This window comes from Pseudomonadota bacterium (assembly GCA_013285465.1).
Classification (GTDB): Bacteria; Pseudomonadota; Alphaproteobacteria; order Micavibrionales; family CSBR16-224; genus CSBR16-224.
Genome location: CP053449.1, coordinates 1,007,286 through 1,026,935 on the forward strand (window position 1 = coordinate 1,007,286; position 19,650 = coordinate 1,026,935).

Annotated in this window: 13 protein-coding genes; 5 read left to right on the forward strand and 8 right to left on the reverse strand. The window is 52.0% G+C overall.

Features of this window, described 5'->3' with window-relative positions; genetic code table 11:
* Positions 1–8: 8 nt before the first annotated feature.
* On the reverse strand, positions 9–1,727 hold the full coding sequence (locus HND56_04950; protein ID QKK05076.1) for an alpha-glucosidase: 1,719 nt from the start codon (positions 1,725–1,727) through the stop codon (positions 9–11).
* Between the two features lie 262 nt (positions 1,728–1,989).
* On the opposite strand from HND56_04950, the gene HND56_04955 reads away from it, so the two are divergent.
* A complete protein-coding gene (locus HND56_04955) occupies positions 1,990–3,501 on the forward strand; it encodes a PAS domain S-box protein (GenBank protein QKK05077.1) in 1,512 nt (503 codons plus the stop codon).
* On the opposite strand, the gene HND56_04960 is transcribed toward HND56_04955, so the two are convergent.
* The 4 genes from HND56_04960 to HND56_04975 all read right to left on the reverse strand — a co-directional run bounded on the left by HND56_04960 (position 3,498) and on the right by HND56_04975 (position 9,648).
* A complete protein-coding gene (locus tag HND56_04960; protein ID QKK05078.1) occupies positions 3,498–4,682 on the reverse strand; it encodes an AI-2E family transporter in 1,185 nt (394 codons plus the stop codon). The genes HND56_04955 and HND56_04960 overlap by 4 nt on opposite strands.
* A 23-nt stretch (positions 4,683–4,705) precedes the next feature.
* Complete coding sequence (gene smc, locus HND56_04965; protein QKK05079.1) at positions 4,706–8,188, reverse strand: chromosome segregation protein SMC; 3,483 nt, start codon at positions 8,186–8,188, stop codon at positions 4,706–4,708.
* A 227-nt stretch (positions 8,189–8,415) separates the two neighbouring features.
* On the reverse strand, positions 8,416–8,946 hold the full coding sequence (locus HND56_04970; GenBank protein QKK06559.1) for a DsbA family protein: 531 nt from the start codon (positions 8,944–8,946) through the stop codon (positions 8,416–8,418).
* Positions 8,947–9,267: 321 nt separating this feature from the next.
* Positions 9,268–9,648 (reverse strand): hypothetical protein, encoded by a 381-nt coding sequence (locus tag HND56_04975; protein QKK05080.1) that lies wholly within the window; start codon positions 9,646–9,648, stop codon positions 9,268–9,270.
* A gap of 222 nt (positions 9,649–9,870) precedes the next feature.
* Here HND56_04975 and fliQ point away from each other — a divergent pair, with 222 nt between their 5' ends.
* From fliQ to recO, 3 genes are read left to right on the forward strand one after another with little or no spacing between them, the layout of a single operon-like run.
* Positions 9,871–10,137 carry a flagellar biosynthesis protein FliQ gene (fliQ, locus tag HND56_04980; GenBank protein ID QKK05081.1) on the forward strand — a complete coding sequence of 89 codons (267 nt, stop codon included), beginning with the start codon at positions 9,871–9,873 and terminating at the stop codon, positions 10,135–10,137.
* 4 nt (positions 10,138–10,141) lie between these two features.
* Positions 10,142–10,909 (forward strand): flagellar biosynthetic protein FliR, encoded by a 768-nt coding sequence (gene fliR / locus HND56_04985; GenBank protein QKK05082.1) that lies wholly within the window; start codon positions 10,142–10,144, stop codon positions 10,907–10,909.
* Between the two features lie 16 nt (positions 10,910–10,925).
* On the forward strand, positions 10,926–11,666 hold the full coding sequence (gene recO / locus HND56_04990; protein ID QKK05083.1) for a DNA repair protein RecO: 741 nt from the start codon (positions 10,926–10,928) through the stop codon (positions 11,664–11,666).
* 47 nt (positions 11,667–11,713) lie between these two features.
* On the opposite strand, the gene HND56_04995 is transcribed toward recO, so the two are convergent.
* The 3 genes from HND56_04995 to HND56_05005 form a co-directional block, all read right to left on the reverse strand.
* Entirely contained in the window at positions 11,714–13,063 is a 1,350-nt protein-coding gene (locus HND56_04995) for a hypothetical protein (GenBank protein ID QKK05084.1), read from the reverse strand.
* A complete protein-coding gene (locus HND56_05000) occupies positions 13,060–14,454 on the reverse strand; it encodes an AAA domain-containing protein (protein ID QKK05085.1) in 1,395 nt (464 codons plus the stop codon). The genes HND56_04995 and HND56_05000 overlap by 4 nt, the downstream gene beginning before the upstream one ends.
* A 152-nt stretch (positions 14,455–14,606) precedes the next feature.
* A complete protein-coding gene (locus tag HND56_05005; protein ID QKK05086.1) occupies positions 14,607–17,309 on the reverse strand; it encodes a hypothetical protein in 2,703 nt (900 codons plus the stop codon).
* Between the two features lie 125 nt (positions 17,310–17,434).
* Here HND56_05005 and parC point away from each other — a divergent pair, with 125 nt between their 5' ends.
* Positions 17,435–19,648 carry a DNA topoisomerase IV subunit A gene (gene parC / locus HND56_05010; GenBank protein QKK06560.1) on the forward strand — a complete coding sequence of 738 codons (2,214 nt, stop codon included), beginning with the start codon at positions 17,435–17,437 and terminating at the stop codon, positions 19,646–19,648.
* Positions 19,649–19,650 lie beyond the last annotated feature (2 nt).

Consider the following 19,650-nt stretch of genomic DNA (forward strand, 5'->3'; position numbering starts at 1 on the left):
TTTGCGGCTTATGTCCCCGTTTTCGGTGTCTTTTTCTTTGCGGCGGTTTTGGTATTTACATTCACCGCGACAGGTTTATCGCCGTAAAAAGCGGAGCCGTAAGCTTCCAGCGTCACAGTTTCATCCTTGTTGATATTCATGGATTTGCACTGTTTCTCGTTGAAATAATCGGAGAGTTTGATGCTTTGCTGTGCGCTGCTCATGTTAAACAGGCACAGAATGCTTTGCTCTTTTGTCTTGCGGACAAAGCCAAGCAGCGGGGCCGGAATTTTATCGATTACTTTGGTCGTGCCTTTTTGCAGCGCCGGTTGCGCCTTGCGCCATTTCAGACGGTCACGCGTGAAATTCAGCATGGACTCAGGGTCTTTTTCCTGCACATCAACTGCGCGGGCTTTATGTGACTCCGTTGCCGGCAGATAAGGCGTGTCGGAGGAGCTGAAACCGAGATTCTTTTTGCCGCTATCCCACGGGAAGGGGGTGCGGGCGCCGTCACGGCTGTGTTCCAGCCCTTTGGTATGGGCGACGGGATCCTGCAATTTATCCAGCGGGATATCTTCGGGGATACGTGCTGCGGGCAGACCGAGCTCTTCGCCCTGATACATGCAGAAACTGCCGGGCAGCGAGATGAACAGTTCCATCAGCTGTTTGACGGCCTTGTCCTTATCTTCATCGGCAATATGCTTCGTCATACGCGAAGCGGAGCGCGGAATGTCGTGATTGCTGGCGGAGTTGCAATTGCCGCCCTCGGGGAAGTGGTGTTCCAGATGTTTGACCATACCGGCAACACGCCCCGCATCGGGATATTCCCAGATGCTCATCAGCGCATTTGTATAGCACATATCCAGACCTTTTTCGGCATCGACATAGGATGCCGCGACAGGTACGGAATCGCCGCCGCCGTCAGGGCCGGAAATGGCTTCGCCCAGCGTGGTCTTCTTATCCGGATAGCTGTCCATCATTTCGCGGATGCGGGCGATGAAATGCACTGTGGAATCCTGACAGATGCTGTGCTGGAAATACTGCTCTTCCCAATGTTCGGAATCACGCGGCCATTGGCCGTCACGCCACGGATTATTGCGCAGATCGGGATCATGATTGGCAAAGGGCATCGCATCAAGGCGGAAGCCGTCAACGCCCATATCCAGCCAGAAACGCATTTCATCCAATACGGCATCCTGCACTTTTTCGATATTGTTATTCAGGGCAGGCTGGCTGGCCAGAAAGTGGTGCAGATACCATTGTTCGCGTTTGTCGTCCCAGTTCCATGCCGGGCCGCCGAAAACCGATTTCCAGTTATTCGGGGGCAGGCGGTTGCCGTGCTCGTCCTTATGGCCGTCATCCCAGACATAATAATCGTCATAGGGTTCTTCGCGGTTGCGGCTTTTTTCGAACCAGTCATGGTCATTGGCGGTATGGGCCAGTACGAAATCGGTATAGACGCGCAGGCCAAGATCATGTGCTTTGTCCAAAATCGCTTTGAAATCATCGACGGTACCGTATTTCGGGTCAATTTCGCGGTAATCGGTAATGGCATAGCCGCCGTCGCCATCCGGCCCTTTCGGGGTCAGAAAAACGGGGCTGATCCAGACAGCATCCACGCCCAGCGTGTCGATGTAATCCAGCTTGTCCAGAATGCCTTTCAGGTCGCCAAGGCCGTCGCCGTTTGAATCTGCGAAGCTGGACGGGTATACCTGATAGATAACCTCTGACGGTCTATGTTCAGTCATCTTGCTCTCTCCGTTCGATAACTATCCGTAGAATGTCATATTGTGCAATATGTGCAATATGTAATATTCGTACTATATTATGTTATTTCGTGGAATTATGCTATAGAAATCGTCCGTAAAAGGAAAGAAAAAATTATCCACAAGCCGCGGAAAAACAGGATAGTAATCTGTTCTTAACGTATTTGCCCTATGCTTGGTGAAACGGGACTGTATCAACATTCCTGAAAACAACGATGTTTCAAAGCTGTAGCCGGTGGAGTTCATGCCGCATAAGGAAATCCGTTACGAAGACGTCTTTCATCAGTCGCCGCTGGCACGTGTGCTGGTCGAACTGAAGGATGACAATCAGCTCGTATTTGCCGATGCAAATCCGATGGCGGCGGAGTATTTCGGCAGACCGGTGGAAGAAATGGTCGGCAAAAACTTTGCCGAGCTGTTCCCCGGGGAAATGGCGGAACATTTGGAACAGTCCTGCCGTACCTGTATTCGTACAAAAAAACCTGTTGTCATCAATGCCCTGCCGCATTTCCCGGGCGGGCTGCGCGTACAATCCTTTTTGCTGAGCCCGATTTTGCACGGCGAAGGGGAAATGCGTTATATCAATATTGTCGCGCGCCCTGATGCCGGCGACCAGACCCAGCTGGAGCAGGAGCGGGATGATGCCATTTTGTTGCTGACCTCGCTGTTTGATGCCAGCGGTCTCGGTATTGTCGTGACGGATGAGGAGGGGCAGATCGTCCGCGTTAATGATGCCTTTATTGATGAATTCGGCTGGGAACGGGATGATTTGCTTGGTAAGGACTTCACCATTCTGGTACCGCCGGAGGATAGGCCGCTGTCGCGGAAGCTGCATGCGGCTTTTATCCAGAAAGGGCGCAGCGGATCACGGGAGATCGAGCTGATCCGCAAGGACGGGCGTCTGGCCGATATTCTGCTCTCCACCGTTTTGATTGAGCTGAGCCAGAAGCGGCGTTACATGGTCTCCACCATCCGCGATATTACCGAGCGCAAGAATATGATCCGTAATCTGCAACAGGCCAAGGATCAGGCTGATATTGCCAACCGTGCCAAATCGGCCTTTCTGGCCAATATGAGTCACGAGCTGCGCACGCCGCTGAACGCGATTATCGGTTTTTCCGAACTGATTATGAATGAAACCTTCGGCGCGATTAATAACGACAAATATACCGAATATATGGGCGATATCCATTTCAGTGCGCGGCATTTGCTGGATATTATCAATGATGTTCTGGATATGGCGAAAATTGAATCGGGTAAGGTGGAGCTGATCGAACGCGAGGTCAATATCGGTGATGTCTTCCAGTCCGTTGCCATTATTATGAATGAACGTGCGGCTGATACCGGCGTATTGTTGAGCTTCGATATCGCGGATGATGTACCGCCGATCCGTGCAGATCAGCGGCTTTTGCGCCAGATCCTGATCAATCTTGTCTCCAATGCCATCAAATTCACCCCCAAGGGCAAACATGTGCGCGCACGCGCCTTTATGTCGCCGGAAGGTTATATGCGGCTGTCGGTGGAGGATGAGGGTTGCGGCATTCCCGCCAATAAAATTCAAGCTGTTTTGGAACCGTTCGGACAGGCGCATGATCCGCTGCATTCCAAAGGACAGGGAACGGGGCTGGGTCTGCCGCTGGCCAAAACAATGGTCGAGCTGCATGGCGGGCATCTGCATTTGGTGTCGAAAGAAGGCGAAGGCACCTGCGTCTCGCTGGACTTCCCGCGGGAGCGGAGTGTGAAAGAGCCGCTTTAGGCTTTGGCCGTTTTCTTCTTAACGGTTTTCTTTTTTGCCCCTGTCTTTTTTGTGGAGGCTTTTTTCTTTGCAGTGCTTTTCTTTGATGGCGCGGTTTTTGCGGCAGCGCTGATGATGGGCGTGTCGCTGCTGCTCCATTCCGAAATCAGGGAATAGGCGATGGCCAAAAGCGTCGGACCGATAAACATGCCGATAAAGCCGAAGGCCGCAATGCCGCCGAAAACCCCCAGCAGCACCAGCAGGAAAGGCAGGGCAATGCCGAAGCCGATGAAATAAGGGCGGACGATATTGTCGATCGAGCCGACCATGACGCCCCAGATAATCAAAAAGATTCCCATGCCAAGCTGGCTTTCAACAAATAACCAGATGGCGGCGGGAAGCCAGATAATGGCGGGGCCCATCGGCAGGAAAGACGCGAAAAAGGCCAGCATGCCCCAGAAGGCGGCGCCGGGAATGCCGGCGATAACAAAACCGATACCGACCAGTGTGCCTTGCACAAAAGCCGTGCCAAGCATCCCGTAAACCACGCCGATCATGGTGTTTTTGCAGACATCCAGCAGGCGCTGGGCGCGTTCACCGATAAAACGGTCAAGCAATGTGCGCAGCTGTGTTGCAACAGCTTCGCCGTGGCGGAAAAAGAAATAAGCAATCAGAATACCGATCAGCAGGTCAAAAGCGCCGCGTCCGACATTGGCACCCGCGCCCAGCAATGTGTTGGAAACGGGTTCCGCATATTTCTGGATGGCGCGGATAAGCGCATCCTGACTGCCGAGATGCTCTGTCCACATACCGGCAAGATGCGTGCCGACACCGGGCAGATCTGCAACCCATGCAGGCGGGTCACCCGCGCTTTTTTCAATGACTTTGATCACCAGCCCTTTGGCGCCGGCGAAATGGTCGGCAAGGCTGTTGATTAAAAACAGCACCGGCGCGATAAAGCACAAGGCCAGCAGGCTTGTCATTAATGATGCGGACAGCGTCGGGCGGTTATTCAGTTTTTCACGCAGCCATTCATAGGCGGGCCATGTTGTCAGACACAGGATGACACCCCAGAGCAATGCGGGGATAAAGGGGAACAAAACGATGACGCATCCCCAGAAAATAAAGGATAAGGCGGTAATGACCAGCACAAGATTGTAAACTCTGCTGCGTCCGAGGGGAGATTTTTTTGCGGTAGCCATTTTTTAATGTCCGTAGGAAAGGTTTAGGCGGCAAGGCTGTCCAGCAGGCTGGGTTGCTGCAGATCGACGGAGACAAGCTGGGACACGCCCTGTTCGCTCATCGTGACGCCGTAAAGACGGTGCATCCGCGCCATTGTCATGCGGTGGTGGGTGATAACGACAAAGCGCGTGCCTGTTGCGGCGGAAATTTCATCCAGCAGCGTGCAGACGCGGTCGACATTGCTGTCATCCAGCGGCGCGTCAATCTCGTCAAGGACGCAGATCGGTGCGGGGTTGGTCAGGAACATCGCGAAAATCAGCGCGATTGAGGTCAAAGTCTGCTCACCGCCCGAGAAGAGCGACAAGACCTGCATCTTTTTGCCCGGCGGTTGTGCAAAGATTTCAACACCGGCTTCCAACGGGTCTTCGGCATCGGTCATTTCCAGATGCGCCGTACCGCCGCCGAACAGGCGCGTAAACAGGTCGGAGAAATGTTCGTTGACGACTTCAAAAGCTTCCAGCAGGCGCGTCCGCGCCTCACGGTTCAGTTTACTGATGCCTTGGCGCAGACGTGTGATGGCGGCGATCAGATCGTCTTTTTCACGGGTCATGGTTTCCATCTGCTGCGCCAGTTCTTCCGATTCCATTTCGGCGCGCAGATTGACGGGCCCCATATTTTCGCGTTCGCGCAGCAGGCGTTCCAGCTTGGCATGAACGGTATCGACATCGGGCAGGTTACCGGTGTTTTCATCTTCAATTTTAATTTCAGCTTTTTCCGGCAGCCCGTTGACTGTACAAGAGAATTTTTCCTCAATTTGCGCGTCAATACTGTCGCGCGTATGCTGGGCCGTTTTCACGGCGGCGGTGGCATGGGCACGGTTTTCACGGGCATCGGCCTGTGCGTTTTCAGCCTCTTTCAAGCGGCGCTGCAAATCCTGTGTGGCGGTTTCGGCCTCTGCGAGCAGATCGGCGGCTTTGTTGCGGCGCGTTTCCGCTTCGGCAATCTGCGTTAGCAGTTTTTGCAGATCATCTTTCATCGTGTCGGGGCGGGAGGCCAGCTCCTGCTTTTGTGCCAGCGCCTGTTCTTTCCGTTTTTCAAGATCTTCGCGGCGTTCCGCCATACGTTCCCGGCGTTTCTGCCAGCCTGACAGATCGCTTTCCATCGCGGCAAGGCGCTGGGTACGGCTTTCGGCGGCGCCCAGCAGACGGTCATAAACGGATTGCCGTTCCGCCAGATCCTGACGTTTTTGCGTCAGCTGGCCTTTCAGATGCAGCAGGCGTTCTTCGGCCTTACCGTCATCTTTCATATCCTGCTGCTGCTTTTCAGCCTGTGCCAGTGTCTCTGTGACCGCGGCGTATTCTTCCTCGGTCTCCAGAATATTCTGCTGCATGGATTGCAGGCGCGAGCGCGTTTCCGCATTGCGGTTGACCTCGGCCGTATGTTCGCGGCGCAGATTGTGCAGTTCCTGTTCGGCTTCGCGCAACAGGTGGCGTTGCTGTGCCAGTTCTTCTGCCAGTTCCTCACGTTTTTCGCGCGCCTGTTTCAGGCTGGTTTCCGCTTTTTCCAGCTGTGCGGTGCTGGCCTCTAGTGTGGCGCGGCATTCGGACAGGCGGTTTTTCTGTTCAAGCCGCATGGCGGCGGCATTCGGCGCTTCCTTGGTAATGACAAGTCCGTCCCAGCGCCATGCACCGCCTTCGCGGCTGACGAGGCACTGCCCCGGCAACAGATCGGCGATGATATTTGCGGCTTCGGCATCGCTGTCAACAACGCCGATAAAGGCCAGACGGCGCGCCAGTGTTTTCGGTGCGCGGACAACGGCGGAAAGCGGTTTAACTCCTTTGGGCAGCGGTGCAATATCCTTATATTGCGGCAGCGATGTCCAATAGACGGGTGCGCCGCCGTTTTCCGGCGCATCGGCGTCACCGCCCAGTGCGACAGCCAGCGCTTTTTCAAAGCCGGTATCAACATCAATTTTGCTAAGGACCGGATCGGCATCTTCCGCGACATCATGCTGCTGCAACACATTTTCCAGCGTGTCGATTTCGGTATTCAGACGGGTATATTGTTTTTGCGCTTCGGAGACATCCCCCAAAGCAGCTTCGACAACATCGTCCAGCGCAACGCGTTTTTTATCCAGCTGTTCAATACCGGACTGTATTTCATTGATTTGTTGTTCTTTTTCTTCACCTTTTGCGGCGATATCTTCGCTGTTATCAACAGGAAGATTTTCTTCCAGCGCAGCTTTTTCGGTTTTGAGGGTTTCCAGCTTGTCCGACAGGCGCTGTTTGCGGCCCCGGTAGTTTTCCACTTCTTGCGTGCGGCGCATTTTTTCTGCAGCGCTTTCCGCCAGCAGGGCGGAGAGGTCTTCCTGTTCTTTTTCAAGAACCGTGACGCTGTCCTGCAATTGCTGAATCAGGGTAAGATTCTGTGCCAGTTCTTCGCCGCTTTCGCCGCCGTCCTGCGACTTCAGTTTTTCGATTTCGGCAGAGATTTCGCGGATACGGGTTTCGGTTTCATGATGGCTTTCGCCTTCATGGGTGATATCGGATTCGATCTGTGCCAGCGTGGCCGCATTTTGCGTCAAAGTGTCGTGCAGTTGCTGGGCTTCTTTTTCCAGCATGCCGTGCGAGAGCTTCAGATGCTGCAAAGCGGCGGCGGATTCGGCTTCGTCTTTGCGCAGGGCGGGCAGAACCGTGCTTTTTTCGGTATGTTCGGTGGTCAGTCTTGTTACCGCCAGCGTATGTTCGCGCACGGCGGATTCCGCCAGATTAAAGGCTTCCTCGGCGCGGGTGACGGCAGTGTCGGCTTTTTGCCATTGCAGATACAGCAGTAGCGCTTCGGCTTTTTCGATATGGCCGCTGAGGTTACGGTAGCGTGATGCCTGACGCGCCTGCTTTTTCAAGCCCTGCATCTGGCTGTCCATTGTGCCGAGAACATCTTCGACACGGGTCAGATTGTTTTCTGCGGCGCGCAGTTTCAGTTCGGCTTCATGGCGGCGGACATGCAGACCGGAAATACCGGCGGCCTCTTCCAGAACAAGGCGGCGCTGGGTCGGTTTGGCGCTGATCAGATCGGCAACACGCCCCTGACTGACAAGGGCAGGGGAGTTTGCGCCGATGGAAATATCGGCAAACAACAGTTGTACATCACGCGCACGGGCGCTTTTGCCGTTGACGCGGAAGGCCGAGCCGGAATCACGTTCGATTTTGCGGATGATTTCAATTTCGTCTTCGCCGTTGAATTCGGCGGGGGCTTTGCGTTTGTCATTCTTCAGCCACAGGGACACTTCGGCGGTGTTGCGGGCCGGGCGCTTGCCCGTGCCGTTGAAGATGACATCTTCCATGCCTTTCCCGCGCATGCGTTTGGCAGAGCTTTCGCCCATCACCCAGCGCAGAGCTTCGACAAGGTTGGATTTCCCGCAGCCATTGGGGCCGACGATGCCGGTCATGCCTGCGCCGATCTCCATAATCGTGGGATCGACAAAGGATTTAAAACCATGCAGCCGCAGCTTGGAAAATTCGACCATTCGTACTTCCTCGTTGTCTCGTCGAGGCGCGATGCCTTATGCGCTGTCCGTTCTCTTTTGCGTACGGTTCGCGTCTATGCGCCCTTGTGTAAAACACAAGTCACATTCTTTCCCGAAAAGCACGCGAACTGTCAGCGCGATGACTCTGCAAGGAAAGCGGCAAAGCACCCCCTCTTTGTATCTGATAGTGTCATATTATGTGCGCGGCCGCAGCTTTTTGCAAGCTTTTATCGCAAAAGTTCGTCAATGACTTTTTGCATGGCTTCAAAACTTTGCGCACCGCTCAGGCTTTCCGCACCGTAATTGAAGACAAAGGTCGGCGTTGATTTGACTTTCCACTGCGTCTGCCCCGTATGCATGTTTTGCAGAATATGGGCTTCAAGGTCGCGGTTGTCGATGCAGGCATCAAAAGCGTCCTGACTAAGGCCGGCGAGACGCGCGGTTTTGGCCAGCGCCATCATCGGATCATCATCGCGTGTCCAGCGGTCCTGACTGGTGAACAAAACCTCGACAAAATTGAAATACATGCTGGGCGTTACGCAGCGCGCGGCCTGACTGGCACGAAGCGCCAGACGGTCAAGCGGGAATTCGCGGAAAATCCAGTAAACTTTTCCGGTATCGATATAGGTTTTTTTGACCTGATTGAATGTATTTTTGTGAAAATTGGAGCAATGCTGACAGGTCATGGAGGCGTATTCAATAATCGTCACCGGCGCGTTGGGGTCGCCCAGCGAGCGTTCGGTGGTGGCGGCAATCATGTCAACCAGCGGTGCTTCTTCATTCTCCGCGGCTTCGGCCGCGGCAGGTTCTTTAGCAACTGCTGCCGCTGCGGCAGGTGCTTCCGCAGCCGTGTCTTCCGCAACAGAAGGTTTGGATGCGGAAAAAACAATAAAGACAGACAGCGCGGCGATCAGGAGTGCTGCTCCCAAAAAGGCCGGGGTCTTCCAGAATATCTGCTTCATTATATTTCTCCTTCGAATCAAAAGCTTCGTGTTATTAAAGAAAAAGACGAACAATAGTTTTATACTACTGTTCGTCTTTTAAATAAAGGTTAAGTTAGACCTTCTTGCAAACGGAGATTAGTGGACGCTTTCGCCTTCCTCGTCTTCCATCGGCATGTCTTCGGCATCGCTGCCTTCATCACCTTCGGTCATGTCGCCTTCGGCATCATCTTCCGCATCGGCGTCTGTATCCATATCCATGTCTTCTTCAGGCATGGCTTCTTCTTCGCCCATGTCTTCATCAGCGGCGATACCTTCTTCGTCACCGGCGGCGGGGGCGATGTCTTCCAGCAGGATGTCTTCGCCAACCGTCAGGGCTGTTGTGCCCATATCAGCCGTGGTTTCAACAACATTGGTCAGATCGATATCGGTTTCGACTTGCGTGCCTTGATTGCTGTAAACGAACAGAAGTCCGGCAACGGCAAAAGCAGCCAGTGCAAAAAGAGGTGTTTTGTTCATAGTCTTCTCCTAGAGGGTTATAAGCAAATTACATCAAAGGCTTCCATATGTTTGCAATGTCACAAATTTTGCGATGTCGCAAATGATGCCTAGCAATTGTACATTTTGAAAACCGTCAGAAGTATATGATGCGGCGCTGAAAAAGCAATCTTTTTTTGTGGTCGCGGCGCGAATTATTTTCTATAGTGGTGACAATAGCAAAGAAAACGACAGGCGAAGAAAATGGAGCAGGCCGAAATCATTGATTTCATGCGGGAGGCGATTTGGCTGATGATCAAATTGTCCGCACCGATCATGCTGATCGGTCTGACCGTGGGTGTCATTATCGCGCTGGTTCAGGCGCTGACGCAAATTCAGGAAATGACCTTATCCTTCGTGCCGAAAATGCTGGCAATTTTTATTTCCATCTTTCTGTTTTTTCCGGCAATGGCGGCGGCGCTGCAGGCCTTTATGGAGATGATCGCGGATAAGATCATCTCTATGGGATGATGTGATGCAGCTTGATATTTTCGTTACGCAGAGCCTGTTCACCTTTCTGCTGATCTTTTGCCGCATCGGCGCAGCCATTATGATTATGCCGGGTATCGGTGACAGTTTTGTGCCGACGAATGTCCGGCTGTTATTTACGCTGGCCGTCGCCTTTGTTATGACCCCCGTTTTATCGGCCTATCTGCCGCCGCCGCCCGCCGGGCTGCTGCCGTTTTTTGTGCTGGTCGCGGCGGAGATTGTTGTCGGGCTGTTTATCGGCACGGTGATGCGGGTGCTGATCTCGGCGCTGGATACTGTCGGGATGATGATCTCGCTGCAATCGGGTTTTGCCAATGCGCTGGTGTTTAATGCGATTTCCAGCGGGCAGGGCTCAATCGTCGGTGCGCTGTTTTCGATGATGGGCGTTGTGCTGCTGCTGGTCACGAATATGCACCACTTTCTGCTGATGGGCATTTTTGAAAGCTATGCGATGTTTCCGGTCAAGGAAGGCTTTCTGGAAACGGCCTCAATGGCGGATGTGATTGCGCGCAGCGTCAATACCGCCTTTAATACAGGTGTGCGCATGTCGGCGCCCTTTATCGTTGTCGGTTTGCTGGTATATGTCGGTTTCGGTCTGCTGGGGCGGTTGATGCCGCAGATTCAGGTGTTTTTTCTGGCGCTGCCTTTGCAGATTTTGCTGAGCCTTGTCACCTTGTCGCTGGTTTTCTCGGCGGCAATTCTGTTCTGGCTGGCGGCTTATGAAGATGAAATGATCCGTTTTATGAGTTATTAGAAAGCCTGTTTTCACGATGGAGCAATGGGAAGATCGCGGTGTTGTCGTTTCGGTGCGTCCCCATGGGGAAAATGCCGCCATTGTCACGCTGTTGACGGAAAATCACGGGCGCTGGGCCGGATATGTGCATGGCGGGCAGGGATCAAAACAGCGGGGTACGCTGCAAATCGGCAATATGGTCACGGCGGATTGGCAGGCGCGGGTTTCCGACGGGCTGGGGCAATATAAGCTGGAGCTGGAACGCGCATGGCCGAGTCTGATTTTTGACAACCGCCGGAAATTGCTGGCTTTGCAGGCGGCCTGTGCGGTGGCTGACCAATCATTGCCGGAGCGTGAAGCCTGCCCTGCCGTCACGGCGGGGATGGATGCCTTCCTGGAAACATTGCTGGCGGAGGAGGATGTATTTCTGCCCGCCTATATTTACTGGGAAACGGGGCTGCTGCGCGCACTCGGTTTCGGGCTTGATCTCAGCTGCTGCGCCCTGACGGGGGAGGAGGGTAATCTGGCCTATGTCAGCCCCAGAACGGGACGGGCGGCAACAGCGGCCGCGGCTGCGGTATATAAGGATAAACTGCTGCCCTTGCCGCAGTTCCTCTGCGGCGGCAGTGATTGGACGGAGGAGGATATTTGTGACGGTTTAAGCCTGACAGGTCATTTCCTGCGCCACCGCGTCTTTGCCGCAACACATCGCGACCTGCCCGAACCGCGCCTGCGCTTCGCCAATGCCGTCGCGCCAAAGCCGGAAGAGGCGGCGTAGGGGTTGCGGTTTATTCTGATCTCATTGCGGTCTTAAACGGCTATTTATTACGCTATGTCCTGCAAAAGAGCTTTGCTAATATATGGATATGAATCTACATTTAATGGAATTCCAACGAGCTTGACGTTATTCTCACAATCATTGATGGGGTTTCTGTATTTGAGTTGCTTAATACTTACTTCATTTGCGGGGTAGCACAAAATCCCCTGTTTTTCATGCCCATTGCTGAAAGACATGTAGGCCATAATTTGATGAAGGTCATGCCGGTGTTCCTCCTTTAATGCATCACTTATTGAATATCGATTATAAAGATGCGCCTTATATTTCGCGTCGATGAATACAGAAGTGTCTTCCTTTTGGAGGATGGCGTCTGGTTCTAAATGTTTCAACTCCCAAGAGTTTGGATATGATGAGTGCCCCTTCATTTTAGTGTTCTTGAAGAGTCGCGCTCCTTGTTCTTTCGCAATTCTTTTAAAGATATACTGTACATAGCGTTCAAACACTTCGGAAAAATCAACACGCCAAGCTACACTGTCTACTAAATTATGTCGCAATACATTATTAGCTTGAGTTTTAAGTTGCTTGATGAGGGGAGGGTCGACGAATCTTTCGCTCAATGTATCGACTTCTAGAGGGCTGAATTGAGCCATCTTATCATCTAAAAATTGAATAGTTTGTCGAAGCTGAGCTTTGAGTTTTGGTGGTGTGCGTGATGAGAGCAGTTCTAAGCGGCAAATATCAAATACATACCTCATTTGTCGATATTCGGTATGATTTTCACTAAGAGTATTCTTGGAGACCGGAAAAATCTGTCTCATTTCAACTTTATATTCGTGAGTTATATATTTATTCCAATTTATCCGTCCATTCGGTTCGTGCAAGTTTTTCTCAATATGATCAAATTTGTGCCACCTGCTACGGCCAACTTTCTCAAGGAGTTTAATAAATTTCACGGCCTCTAGGTAAAGAGGTGGTCTAAAGTGCCGTCCAGAGACAAGCGGAAGGCTATCTAATTTTTGTTCGCATGCAATTTCCTCGTCAAGTAGATCCAGGATGCGAATATAGTCTTCGTAACGGTATTTTGTCGCATACCTTGGGACGACAATAAAGTCACCAATTTGTTTGCCAGTATCAGCTGCACGTAGTGGGATTGTTCCAACAAAGTTAGAGGTTCGAAAACCGATCGACGTATTTTGATCGGCGCCAACAATAAAAGGGGTCACGCCTAAAAAAGTAAAAAGCTCAGAATTATAGCTAATAAACTTTTGTAAATATTGAGCAATGATTCTTTTATCTGCGCTATTAAACCATTTCTTTTGAATAGAAAGTCCACTTATGAGAGTGGACCTCTCTGTTAAGCAGGGTACTTCAAAAAATATGTTTTGGATGCTACTCATTCGCTCAAAGACAGCCCAATTCTTTTAGTAAAGTAATCATTAAACTCTTCTGTTGCGCATCTGAGTAATCCCTCTTGCAGATATTCCCGAATAAGAGGGAATATTTCGTAACGGATACGATTTGTCATTTCTTCTTGTGACGTGGCGATAAAGTAGCCTTGGCCTGGCTGTAAAGAGAGCTCAGCAGAGCTTGCGTGCCAGTCAAATATTTCTTGTATTTTGTTAAAATCATCCAGGAAGAAATTCGGACCCTGAATAATTTGTGGTTTTAAGGAATACCAAGAAAAACGACGGCGCAGAGCAAAATCAACAACCGCAAGGCTTCTATCTGCTGTGTTCATTGTGGCAATAACATGAAGGTTCTTAGGAAGTTCTGATATTTTTAAGCTCGGGGCAATTTCTATCTCGACGTTCGCCATGTCTTGTTTGTGCTCAAAAAGATAGAAACAGGGGCCCAGCACATTGGCAAGGTTGGCGCGATTGATTTCATCGATTATCAGTATTACCTTCTCATCGTCATGAATTTTTGCATATTTGATGGCCTCGACAAGGGGCCCTTCTTGTCCTGAATAAATGAGACTGTCTTTTTGGGTGTCGGGACGGATGCCAAAAATAAAATCCGAATAAGTTGTCTCTGCATGAAATTGGGTAAAGAAAGATTTGGCTTGCAGGTTTTCGGTGATAACCTTTGCAAGGCGTGTTTTTCCAGTCCCCGGAGGTCCTTGTAAAACAAGATATTTTCTTTCAAGGAGCAAGCTTTGCACTTGCGCCTGATCGTCTGTATCTGCTTCTTGCATGAAAGGTAGCAGGGCTTCTGATATAGCTTTTCGCTGGGCGTTGTTTGAAGGCCAGCTTCTGAGTTTTGCGTACGCGGCCACAAAAGCGGAAATAGTTTTTTTATCTTCTGTGGATGTGGGGTTGGTTAGGATTTGGCAGACTAGTTTGAGTTTCGTATATTTTTTAATCGTATTTGTTATGTGCTGAAGCTTTTCATGGTTGGTAATATCTTTAGGAAGGCTTGTCTCTATATCTGTGAAGTCGCTCTTGCAGAAACCATCTTTGTTGACAAGTTTAGAAAATAGTCTTCGGACACCCGGATAGGCTGCTAACTCATAGTCGTTCTTAAATCCCTGAGACCCTACTCCCAGGGCAATTGACCAAGCTTTCTGATCTTTTGCTGGAAAAACTACTAATGAGAGATCATGATAAGGACCAGAGACTTCTTCATCAGGAGAGATTAGACCAAAAAAGGCTCCATTATCTTGTAAGGCGTCTAAGCTGGTATTGTTTCTTTCTATAAAAGGTTTGTTATGTATTGTATTGCCCTTTGCGCCGAATCTTTCAGCCTCGCTTTTAATGAATTCTCTAATTTCATTTATAGCAGCTGTCATAACCCAATCCTTTTATAGTTAATTATGGTCTTAACCTAATGCAAAAAATGCTTTCAATCAATCATGGAGAATAGAATGAAGCATCGTATTTCTAGTATTTGATTGCTTGCGTTCTTTGCGTCTTTGCGGCATAAAAAATACGCCCTGTTGTTTCAAAAACGAACATCAAAAGGGAATTGCAGCATTTGTTTTTCGGTGGCGTAGATCAGTTCCATATATTCGGGGATGCCGCCGACAGGTTCCAGCGTGACGCGGGTTTTGCCGTCTTCATAACGGTAGGTAATATTTTTGAGCGGCAGGATCTTTTTACCGGCGGTGATGGGCACCAGATGCACCAGACGCGAGGTATCGCCTTCGATCAGGAAGGAGATTTGATCCTGCCTGATTTCGGTAATGGTGGCGGCGATGCTTTTATCCGTGGCCTCCATACGTCCGCCCAGTTTCAGGGCTCTGACGCTGGCACGGCTCATTTTCAGCGGCATATGCACGACCAGCTTGCCGATAATGCCCGTGATTTTTTGGCGCTCCAGCTCTCCGGCGGGGTCGGGGGTCATAAAAGAGATGGACGGCGCAGTCAGATATGGCGGCAATCCTTTGCCCGATGGCGCCAGTTCGGTTGCCAGAAACTGGTGATCCAGCAATTCGACGCTGCCCTGCGGGGTTCTGTAGCGGCCGATGACGAATTCAAATCCGGTCAGATTACCCATTAAGGCGGCGCTGGCCGGTGCGGCGAGCGAGAATTCCGTTTCGATCCCCTGTTTTTTGCCGCGGTATTTCAATTTCTTGAGGCAAAGCTGCAAAGGCGGCAAGGGAATGGCTCTGGTTTTTTTACCGCAGAAATTGGCGAAATTATAAAGCTGCACATATCTGGGAAAATCGACAGGGTTCTCCGGCTGCATCAGCATGGCTTTTCTGCCGCCCGTATCGGCATCAAAATGATGAAAAAAGCCGTTGATTTCGAAAGGGAATTCCTGCGGCTGCGTGTCTTCGGTATAGATGATTTCGGCGCCGGCAACACGCCCTTGAATGTCACGGCTGACATTGCGCTGGTTTTTAAAGGCGCTGCTGTTGACAAGGCTGCTGCGGTTGCGCAGCACATAGCCCTGCGCATTCAGGGCGTGAACGGCAAGAATATGGTTCTTCCGGCCTTCGACCGTATATTTCAGCCTGTGTTCATCGCTCTCGCGGAAATAAAGGCGCATCGCATCGGTTTTGACCTCCTGATGTTCCAGTGGTACCGCATAGCGGACGGATTTGATGTTTTGCGGCAGGTGCAGCGTGACGCGTCCGGTGATTTTGGCAATATCCTGCAAGGTCGCTCCGGGAATAAGCCGGAGCGTTTTACGCCCTTCAAGATAATGACGGGTGGCGCTTGTGCCGTTATCAAACTCCAGACGGCTTTGTACGGCCAGCGGCGTTTCCTTGTTGTTTCTTTCTTCGCCGCAATCCTCCTTGGCCATCAGATTTTGCCCTGTAGGGTCGTAAATGCCGCTGATCTGCAGCGTGGCAACGGCGCTTTCATCATCATCAATATTAAGATTGTCGGCGGGAATGTTCTGCAGGGCTTCGCTATGCACCTTCAAGGTCAGCTCTGTCAGCGTGTTGTCGTTTTGCGTGATCAAGGCCGCTTTTTCAACGGCGATTCCGAAAGGTCCCGCCGCGGCATCCGCTTTGATAAAGACATTGCCGGGGGAGAAGGCGGGCAGTTGATCGCGTGTGTAGTTTTCGGAGAATTGCGGCAATTCACGCGCAGGAACGGTATCTTCACGCTGTTTCAGGAATTTGTCGATCACGGTGTTGACGGCATCGCCTTTGGACAGGACGACATTGCCGACATCGTGCAGGGCATCCTTGGTTTCATCCATCTTGGCGGCATGCAGCGGGACGGAAAGTTTTAAAATATTTCCCTGCTGGGTCGCTTGAAGACTTTTTTCCATCTCTGCCGCTGTCGGGAGCTTTCCGGCAATCATGGTGCGGAAGGCCGCACGCCCCAGATTGATGCGGTCCAGTGCTTTGGCGGCCCATTCGGCGCTTGTCGCATGGATATCGGTTTCAAACAGCGCCGTGGTGCCGATCGCGGCCGGATCGGGCGCAAGTCCGGCAAAGACGGTTTGGACGGTGGCGTCAAGATTGCTCCTGACAATCTCCCGCAAGGCATCATGGGGGATGACGCTGACGGTTTCACGCGGGCGCATAAAGCCGATGCTGAAGAAATGCGTTTTGCGGAAACTGCGCCATGCGGAGAGGTCGATCTCCGCGGGTACCGCATTTTTCAGCCGTGTCATCAATTGCGGCATCATATCCGGCGTGGTGATAATAATTTGTTTATTGGTGACATGCATTTGCAGCGGCGGCGTTAATCCGCATGTTTTCATGTTTTTATAGATAAAGATGACATCGCCGCCTTCTTCGCCGTTATTGACGATCAGAAAAGCCTGTTCAAAGGCGGTCTTGACTGCGGCGGGGTTGAAGTTGCCGCGCAGCATCAGGGCGTAACGGTTGCCTTTATCCGTGACAAGAAATCCCGCCACGGCCTGATCAACCTGTTTTTTCAGATCAATGCCCTGTTCCTTGAGGGCGGCGAGGAAGCGGTTTTCTTTTATCATGTCTTGCGGGAAAGACAGCGAATCGATTTGCTCCAGAAAGCCCTGTCCTGCGGCGCGGGCTTTTTCAAAATCGGCATGGGCAATCAGAATTGCGCCTTGTGTGGCCAGCGCGTTTTCCGCCATATCAAGATAGGCGGCGGGTGACGGCCCGTCCTCAGGCGCGGAAGGCGGGGTTTTCTGACTTATGAAATAATAGCCCCCGGCAGCGATAAGTACGGTCATGACCAGAGCAATGATAAAACGGTTCATTGTTTTTCCCTCAAAAGCATTCAGCACTTAAAAAATAAAGAAAGCCCTGCTATCATGCAACAACCTGATTAAGAAACAATGGACGGAATCATAAAAAAATGAGTGAAGAAATCGCAGCTCTGGATATCATCGACCGCGACTTTGGCGAGATCCTTGGCGAGAAATACTTGTCCTATGCGCTATCGACGATTGTATCGCGGTCGCTGCCCGATGTGCGTGACGGGTTGAAACCTGTGCACCGGCGTTTGCTGTATGCGATGTCGCAGCTGAGCCTGCGGCCTGAAAACAGTCCGAAAAAATGCGCCCGCGTTGTCGGTGACGTCATTGGTAAGTTCCACCCGCATGGCGACCAGTCCGTTTATGATGCGCTGGTGCGTCTGGCGCAGGATTTTGCCGTCCGCTATCCGCTGGTGGACGGGCAGGGTAATTTCGGCAATATCGATGGTGATAACGCAGCGGCGATGCGGTACACGGAATCGCGTATGACGGCGGTGGCGCAGCTGCTGCTGGACGGGATCGAGGAGGATGCCGTTGATTTCCGCGAAACCTATGACGGTGAAACGCTGGAACCGATTGTGCTGCCGGCTAATTTCCCGAATCTTCTGGCCAACGGCTCCAACGGGATTGCCGTGGGAATGGCGACCTCCATCCCGCCGCATAATGTGGCGGAGCTGTGCGATGCGCTGACGGCCTTGATCAAAACGCCGTCTTTGACGGTGCGTGATCTGCTGGAATTTGTGCAGGGGCCGGATTTCCCGACCGGCGGTACTTTGGTCGAAGATAAAGACAGCATTATTGAATCCTATGAAACCGGACGCGGCAGTTTCCGCATTCGCGCGAAATGGGCGGTGGAGGAGCTGAAACAGGGGCTGTACCAGATTGTGGTCACGGAAATTCCTTATCAGGTGCAGAAATCACGGCTGATTGAAAAAATCGCCGAGCTGATTAATGCCAAGAAACTGCCGCTGCTGGAAGATATTGAAGACCAGTCCGATGAAAATATCCGTATCGTGCTGGTACCGCGCAGCCGCAATGTCGACCCTGCGGTACTGATGGAATCGCTGTACCGTTACAGCGATCTGGAAAGCCGCTTTTCCCTGAATATGAATGTGCTGGATGGCGGGTTGACGCCGCAGGTCATGGATCTGCGCGAGGTGTTGCAGGCCTTTATCAATCACCGTCAGGATGTGCTGCAGCGCCGGACGGCGTTCCGTCTGGGGAAAATCGCGCAGCGTCTGGAAGTGCTGGAAGGCTATCTGGTTGCCTATCTGAATCTGGACGAGGTGATCCGCATTATCCGTGAGGAGGACGAGCCGAAACAGGAATTGATCAAGGCTTTCAAGCTGACGGAAAATCAAGCCGATGCGATTTTGAATATGCGCCTGCGCAGTCTGCGCAAGCTGGAGGAAATGGTCATCCGTGAAGAACATGCCGCGCTGCTGTTGGAACAGGAAGAGCTAACAACGCTGATGGGCAGCCATGCCCGCCAGATGACAGCCATCCGCAAGCAGATTGCCGGTATCCGCGAGACATTCTCGCCGGAAACCGAACTTGGCCGCCGCCGCACCATCATTGCCGATGCGCCGCAGCTGATCGAAGTGCCGACCGAGGCGATGATCGAAAAAGAACCCGTCACGGTCGTCTGTTCGGAAAAGGGCTGGATCCGTGCCATGAAAGGCCATATTGATCTGGCGAAAGCGGCGGAGCTGAAATATAAGGACGGCGACCGCGAAGGCTATGTCTTCCACGCCGAAACGACGGATAAGCTGCTGTTATTTGCCACTAATGGGCGTTTTTATACGATACAGGCGAATGATCTTCCCGCCGGGCGCGGCTTTGGCGAGCCGGTGCGGCTGATGATTGATCTGCCCAATGATGCCGATATCGTGTCGCTGGAGAAGCTGGAAGAGGATAGAAAACTTCTGATTGCCTCCGATGACGGGCGCGGCTTTTTTGTGACGGCAAAAGATGTTGTCGCACAGACGCGGAACGGGCGGCAGGTCTTGAATGTGAAAGGCGATGTCGAAGCCAAAATCTGCGTCGCCATTGAAGAGGGCGCAGATCATGTTGCCGTTATCGGGCAGAACCGCAAATTGCTGGTTTTCCCGCTGGAGGAACTGCCGGAAATGGCGCGCGGCAAGGGCGTGATTTTGCAGCGTTACAAAGACGGCGGTTTGTCGGATGTGAAAACCTTCAAACTGGAAGACGGCCTTAGCTGGACGACCGGCGCGGGCGTGCGTGTGGAAAATAACCTGACCTCATGGCTGGGCAAACGTGCGCAGGCCGGACGCTTGCCGCCGAACGGTTTCCCGCGCGCCAATAAATTTTCGACTGTGTAATC

Bases quoted from the DNA above. Each gene is read 5' to 3' on its own strand.
- HND56_04950 (QKK05076.1), bottom strand. From the start codon at position 1,727: ATGACTGAACATAGACCGTCAGAGGTTATCTATCAGGTATACCCGTCC.
- HND56_04955 (QKK05077.1), top strand. From the start codon at position 1,990: ATGCCGCATAAGGAAATCCGTTACGAAGACGTCTTTCATCAGTCGCCG.
- HND56_04960 (QKK05078.1), bottom strand. From the start codon at position 4,682: ATGGCTACCGCAAAAAAATCTCCCCTCGGACGCAGCAGAGTTTACAAT.
- smc (QKK05079.1), bottom strand. From the start codon at position 8,188: ATGGTCGAATTTTCCAAGCTGCGGCTGCATGGTTTTAAATCCTTTGTC.
- HND56_04970 (QKK06559.1), bottom strand. From the start codon at position 8,946: ATGATTGCCGCCACCACCGAACGCTCGCTGGGCGACCCCAACGCGCCG.
- HND56_04975 (QKK05080.1), bottom strand. From the start codon at position 9,648: ATGAACAAAACACCTCTTTTTGCACTGGCTGCTTTTGCCGTTGCCGGA.
- fliQ (QKK05081.1), top strand. From the start codon at position 9,871: ATGGAGCAGGCCGAAATCATTGATTTCATGCGGGAGGCGATTTGGCTG.
- fliR (QKK05082.1), top strand. From the start codon at position 10,142: ATGCAGCTTGATATTTTCGTTACGCAGAGCCTGTTCACCTTTCTGCTG.
- recO (QKK05083.1), top strand. From the start codon at position 10,926: ATGGAGCAATGGGAAGATCGCGGTGTTGTCGTTTCGGTGCGTCCCCAT.
- HND56_04995 (QKK05084.1), bottom strand. From the start codon at position 13,063: ATGAGTAGCATCCAAAACATATTTTTTGAAGTACCCTGCTTAACAGAG.
- HND56_05000 (QKK05085.1), bottom strand. From the start codon at position 14,454: ATGACAGCTGCTATAAATGAAATTAGAGAATTCATTAAAAGCGAGGCT.
- HND56_05005 (QKK05086.1), bottom strand. From the start codon at position 17,309: ATGAACCGTTTTATCATTGCTCTGGTCATGACCGTACTTATCGCTGCC.